This is a genomic window from Micromonospora sp. D75 (assembly GCF_018070405.1).
GTDB lineage: Bacteria > Actinomycetota > Actinomycetes > Mycobacteriales > Micromonosporaceae > Micromonospora > Micromonospora chalcea.
This window is the reverse complement of record NZ_JAGPXV010000418.1, coordinates 1-5,281: the sequence shown is the minus strand read 5'-3', so window position 1 is coordinate 5,281 and position 5,281 is coordinate 1. Positions and strand designations below refer to the sequence as shown.

3 protein-coding genes are annotated in these 5,281 nt (G+C 71.5%); 1 reads left to right on the top strand and 2 read right to left on the bottom strand.

Annotation, left to right across the window (positions count from 1 at the left end; all coding sequences use genetic code 11):
* Positions 1-3: 3 nt before the first annotated feature.
* Complete coding sequence (treY, locus tag KBX39_RS22040; protein ID WP_210872277.1) at positions 4-2,304, bottom strand: malto-oligosyltrehalose synthase; 2,301 nt, start codon at positions 2,302-2,304, stop codon at positions 4-6.
* Positions 2,305-2,307: 3 nt separating this feature from the next.
* Positions 2,308-4,428 (bottom strand): glycogen debranching protein GlgX, encoded by a 2,121-nt coding sequence (gene glgX, locus KBX39_RS22035; RefSeq protein WP_064446146.1) that lies wholly within the window; start codon positions 4,426-4,428, stop codon positions 2,308-2,310.
* A 543-nt stretch (positions 4,429-4,971) separates the two neighbouring features.
* On the opposite strand from glgX, the gene KBX39_RS22030 reads away from it, so the two are divergent.
* Positions 4,972-5,190: a hypothetical protein gene (locus KBX39_RS22030; RefSeq protein ID WP_210872275.1), complete on the top strand. Its 219-nt coding sequence runs from the start codon at positions 4,972-4,974 to the stop codon at positions 5,188-5,190.
* Positions 5,191-5,281: the final 91 nt, after the last annotated feature.

Sequence of the window (5,281 nt, the reverse complement as noted above, 5' to 3'; positions counted from 1 at the left end):
CGGTCATGCGGCGGCCTCCACAGAGTCGGTGGGTGCGAGGAGGGCGACGGGGTAGGTGCTCAGCAGATCATGAAGGAGCAGCTCAGAACCACTGTAGACCCGTCCGGTGAACAAGTCGGTGCACTCGTGAACGGGAAGTGACAGCGCCGTGTCCCGCCAGCCGCCGGAGCGGGCCAGCCGCAGCGGCAGCCGGGTCGCCACCGCGACCGCCCCGCCCCGGTCGAAGGCCACCGCGTGCGCGGCGGCCGGGCCGCGCGCGGGCACCGGCCGGTAGCCGCCGAACAGGTCCGGGCGGTCGCGGCGCAGCCGCAGCGTCCGGGACACCACGAGCAGCTTGGCCGCGCCGTCGGCGGCCACCGCGGGCCGCCAGCCGGCGTCGAGCCGGGCCAGCAGGTCCCGGCGTACGGCGAAGTCGACCGGCCGCCTGTTGTCCGGGTCGACGAGCGAGTTCTCCCACAGCTCGGTGCCCTGGTAGACGTCGGGCACACCGGGCATGGCGAGCTGGACCAGCTTCTGCCCGAGCGCGTTCGACCAGCCGGGCGGCGTGATCTCGGCGGCGAACGCGGTGATCTGGGCGTGCAGCTCCGGGTCGTCGTACATCCGGTCGACCAGGGCGTGCAGCTCGTGCTCGAAGCCCGGGTCCGGGTCGGCCCAGCTGGTGGTGACGGACGCCTCCCGGGCGGCCTTCTCGGCGTACCCGTGCAGTCGTTCCCGTTCGATCGGCCACGCCCCGACGGCGGTCTGCCAGAGCAGGTGGGCCAGCGCGGGGTCGGCCAGCGGCGCGCGCGACATCCAGTCGGCGACCCGTTCGGCCCAGCGGCCGGGCAGCTCGGACAGCACCGCGAGCCGGGCGCGGACGTCCTCGCCGCGCTTGGTGTCGTGGGTGGACAGCGCGGTCATGCTCGCCGGCCAGCGCACGTGCCGGGCGGCGGCGAAGCGGTGCAGCTCGGCCGCTGGCACACCGAAGTGGGCCGGGCTGCCGCCGACCTCGTTGAGCGCGACGAACCGGCTCCACCTGTAGTACGCGGTGTCCTCCACGCCCTTGGCCATCACCGCGCCGGTCAGCTGCGGGAACCGGGCGGCCAGCTCGTGGCCGGGGTCGCGCAGCCGGGCGGTGACCTGGTCGAGCACGCCGGTCAGGTCGGGACGGCGGCGGCCTGCCTCGCTGCGGGCGGCGGCCAGGTGCCGGGCGCCTTCGGGCGGGTATCCGCGGTAGACCGGGAAGCACGCGGCCAGCTCGGCCAGGGCGGCGCGGACCTGCTCGCCGGGCAGCTCCGGCACGAGCGCGGCCAGCCGGGTCAGCTCGGCGGCGAGCAGCCGGGTGGCGGCCTCCAGCTTGGTGGCGTGCGTCAGGTCCGCCCAGGACGTGTGCCGGCCGGTGAGCCGGCCGTCGAGCGCGGTGAAGTCCGCCTCGGCGTCCGGGTCGACGAACAGCCCGGACACGGCGGCCAGCGCGTCGTAGCCGGTGGTGCCGTCGACCGGCCAGTCCGGCAGGTCCTCGCCGTACTCCAGGATCTTCTCCACCACGAGCCAGCTCTGCGGCGCGGCGGCGCGCAACCGGGCCAGGTAGCCGGCCGGGTCGCGCAGCCCGTCCGGGTGGTCGACGCGGATGCCGTCGACCTCCCCGGCGTCGACCCAGCGCAGGATCTCCGCGTGGGTGGCGTCGAACACCTCCGGGTCCTCCACCCGCAGGCCGGCCAGGTCGGACACGGCGAAGAACCGGCGGTACGTCAGCTCGGCGTCGCCGCGCCGCCAGTTCACCAGCTCGTAGTGCTGCCGGTCGTGCACCTGCCGGGGCGTGCCGTCGCCGGTGCCGTCGGCCACCGGGAACCGGTGCTCGTGGTAGCGCAGCTCCCCGTCGACGAGCTTCAGGTCGTCGAGCGCGTCGGCGCTGTCGGCGAGCACCGGCAGCAACAGCCGCCCGCGGTCCCAGTCGATGTCGAACCAGCGCGCGTACGCCGAGTCGCGTCCCCGCCGCAGCACGTCCCACCAGGCCGGGTTGGCCTCGGGCCGGGCGACGCCGGCGTGGTTGGGCACGATGTCCACGACCAGGCCCAGCCGGGCCGCGCGCAGCGCCCGGACCAGCCGTGCCCGGGCGGGCTCGCCGCCGAGCTGCGGGTTGACCGCGCGGTGGTCCACCACGTCGTAGCCGTGCGTGGAGCCGGGCGTGGCGGTGAGCAGGGGCGCGGTGTAGAGGTGGGTGACGCCGAGCGCGGCGAGGTAGCCCGCCAGCTCGGCCGTGGCGTCCAGGTCGAAGCCGGGACGCACCTGGACCCGGTAGGTCGAGCGGGGGGTGTCGGGCATGGGTCAGGCCGTCCTCTCCAGGACCAGCAGCGAGCGGTCCGGCACGCAGACCGTGCCGCCCGCCTCGACCAGTGTCGTCTTCTCCGGGTCGGGTTCCGCGGTGCTGATCACCAACTCCCACCGGCTGCCGAACTCCTCGCCGGGCAGCGTGAAGTCCAGCGGCGCGTCGTGCGCGTTGAACAGCAGCAGGAACGAGTCGTCGCGGTGGCGCTGGCCGTACTGGCCGCGTTCCCCGATGCCGTCGCCGTTGACGAACAGGGCCACCGAGCGGCCGAAGTCGTTGCCCCAGTCCTCGCCGGTCATCTCCCGGCCGTCCGGGGTGTACCAGGCCAGGTCCGGCAGTCCGGAGCCGGCGGCCCGGCCGCCCACCGGCAGGCCGGTGAAGAACCGGCGGCGGCGGAACACCTGGTGCCGGTTGCGGAAGTCGGTGAGCCGGCGGACGAAGTCCAGCAGCTCGTCGTCGGCCCGGTCCCAGTCCACCCAGGCGATCTCGCTGTCCTGGCAGTAGGCGTTGTTGTTGCCGCGCTGGGTGCGGCCCAGCTCGTCGCCGTGGCCGAGCATCGGCACGCCCTGGGACAGCATCAGCGTGGCCAGGAAGTTGCGCCGCTGCCGGGCCCGCAGCGCGCGTACGCCCGGGTCGTCGGTCTCGCCCTCGACGCCGCAGTTCCAGGACCGGTTGTGGCTCTCCCCGTCCCGGTTGTCCTCGCCGTTCGCCTCGTTGTGCTTGTCGTTGTAGGAGACCAGGTCGGCCAGCGTGAACCCGTCGTGGCAGGTGACGAAGTTGATGCTGTGGAACGGGCGGCGGCCGTCGTCCTGGTAGAGGTCGGCGGAGCCGGAGATGCGGGAGGCGAACTCGGCGAGCGTGGCCGGCTCGCCGCGCCAGAAGTCGCGTACGGTGTCGCGGTACTTGCCGTTCCACTCGGTCCACTGCGGCGGGAAGTTGCCGACCTGGTAGCCGCCGGGGCCGACGTCCCACGGCTCGGCGATGAGCTTCACCCGGCCGACCACCGGGTCCTGCTGCACCACCTCGAAGAAGGTGGACAGGCGGTCCACCTCGTAGAACTCGCGGGCCAGCGTGGCCGCCAGGTCGAACCGGAAGCCGTCGACGTGCATCTCGGTCACCCAGTAACGCAGCGAATCCATGATCAGTTGCAGCGAGTGCGGGCTGCGGACGTTGAGGCTGTTGCCGGTGCCGGTGTAGTCGACGAAGTAGCGCCGGTCGTCCTCGGAGAGCCGGTAGTAGCTGGGCGTGTCGATGCCCTTGAAGCTCAGCGACGGCCCGAGGTGGTTGCCCTCGGCGGTGTGGTTGTAGACCACGTCGAGGATGACCTCGATGCCGGCCGCGTGCAGCGCCTTGACCATGCCCCGGAACTCCTGCACCTGCTGGCCCAGGCGGCCCAGCGCGGAGTAGCCGTGGTGCGGGGCGAAGAAGCCGATGGTGTTGTAGCCCCAGTAGTTGCGCAGCCCCAGGTCGGCCAGGCGGTGGTCGTGCACGAACTCGTGCACCGGCATCAGCTCCACCGCCGTGACGCCGAGCCGTTTGAAGTGCTCGATCATCACCGGTGAGGCGATCGCCGCGTACGTGCCGCGCAGCTCCTCCGGGATGCCCGGGTGGCGCATGGTCAGCCCGCGCACGTGGGCCTCGTAGATCACCGAGTGGTGGTACGGGGTGCGCGGCGGCCGGTCGTTGCCCCAGTCGAAGTACGGGTTCACCACGACCGACTTCGGCATGTACGGCGCGGAGTCCTCGGTGTTCATCCGGTCCGGGTCGCCGCCGACCTCGTAGTCGTAGACCGACGGGTGCCACATGATCTCCCCGTCGACCGCCTTCGCGTACGGGTCGAGCAGCAGCTTGTGCGGGTTGCAGCGCAGCCCCTCGGCCGGGTTCCACGGCCCGTGCACCCGGTAGCCGTAGCGCTGGCCGGGCTCGACGCCGGGGATGTAGGCGTGCCAGACGTACGCGTCGACCTCGCGCAGCTCCACCCGGCGCTCGGTGCCGATGTCCCACTCGTCGAACAGGCAGAGCTCGATCTTCTCCGCCACCTCGGAGAAGATCGCGAAGTTGGTGCCCATCCCGTCGTAGGTGGCGCCGAGGGGGTAGCTCTCGCCCGGCCAGACCTGCATGTCGCTCCTTCGGCCCATGATCGTGAGCGCAGCGGACAGGGGGCCGCCGATGCGCACGCCGGTGATGCCCAGTCGTACGCCTCGTCAATCCACCCGTTCGGACGGTAACCGAAATCCGCCCTCGTGGGGCCGGATGTCACGTTCGGGCCCGCCTGCGGCGATCGGGGCCACCCGTCCCGGCATTCCATAGCCGGGGTCGGCGAATAAGCAGGTCACTTCACAATAGAGGGTCGCCCGCATTCATTGACACCTTCCCCTACTTAATCTTCTCGTTACATCGTCTTCACGCGATCGGAGAAGGAGGCAATTGATGCGGTGATTCATCGTTCGACCCCACCTGACCTGGGCGTCTCGAATAGTGGATCCCGGAACTACGCCGCGTCACCGCCCGGAATCTTTCCGTTCCCGACCGGCCTTCACCTGCGCGAATTGACGGTTCCGCCTCGCTTTATCTCCCTGTTACATCAGCGCGGTGCGAATCCCGCCAGTACCGGCCTACGCTTCGTTCCACTGTCCACATCGATCCGAAAAGAGGATGAATCGATGGGTGAAAGCAGGAACTTGTCGATCGACCTGTCCGACCTGGACACCACAGCGGTCTCCTGGTCGGGCGCCGGCGGCGAGGCGTCGGCAGGGCTGTACGCCATGCCGACGGGCGGCGGGATCACGCTGACCGACCCGTCCGCCATGGGCAAGGGCTCCTGCGGCGGCGCCGCGTGCCAGGGCCGGCCGATCCAGTGGTGCTGCGTCAACTGCCACTGATCATCGCGGAGCCGCCGGCGATCGCCGGCGGCTCCGTCCCATCGTCAGCGCGGCCGGTGGCCCGGCTCGTGGGACAAGCGGAGAGGTACGT

Excerpts from the sequence above, each read along its gene's own strand:
- treY (WP_210872277.1), bottom strand. The coding sequence starts at position 2,304 with ATGCCCGACACCCCCCGCTCGACCTACCGGGTCCAGGTGCGTCCCGGC.
- glgX (WP_064446146.1), bottom strand. The coding sequence starts at position 4,428 with ATGCAGGTCTGGCCGGGCGAGAGCTACCCCCTCGGCGCCACCTACGAC.
- KBX39_RS22030 (WP_210872275.1), top strand. The coding sequence starts at position 4,972 with ATGGGTGAAAGCAGGAACTTGTCGATCGACCTGTCCGACCTGGACACC.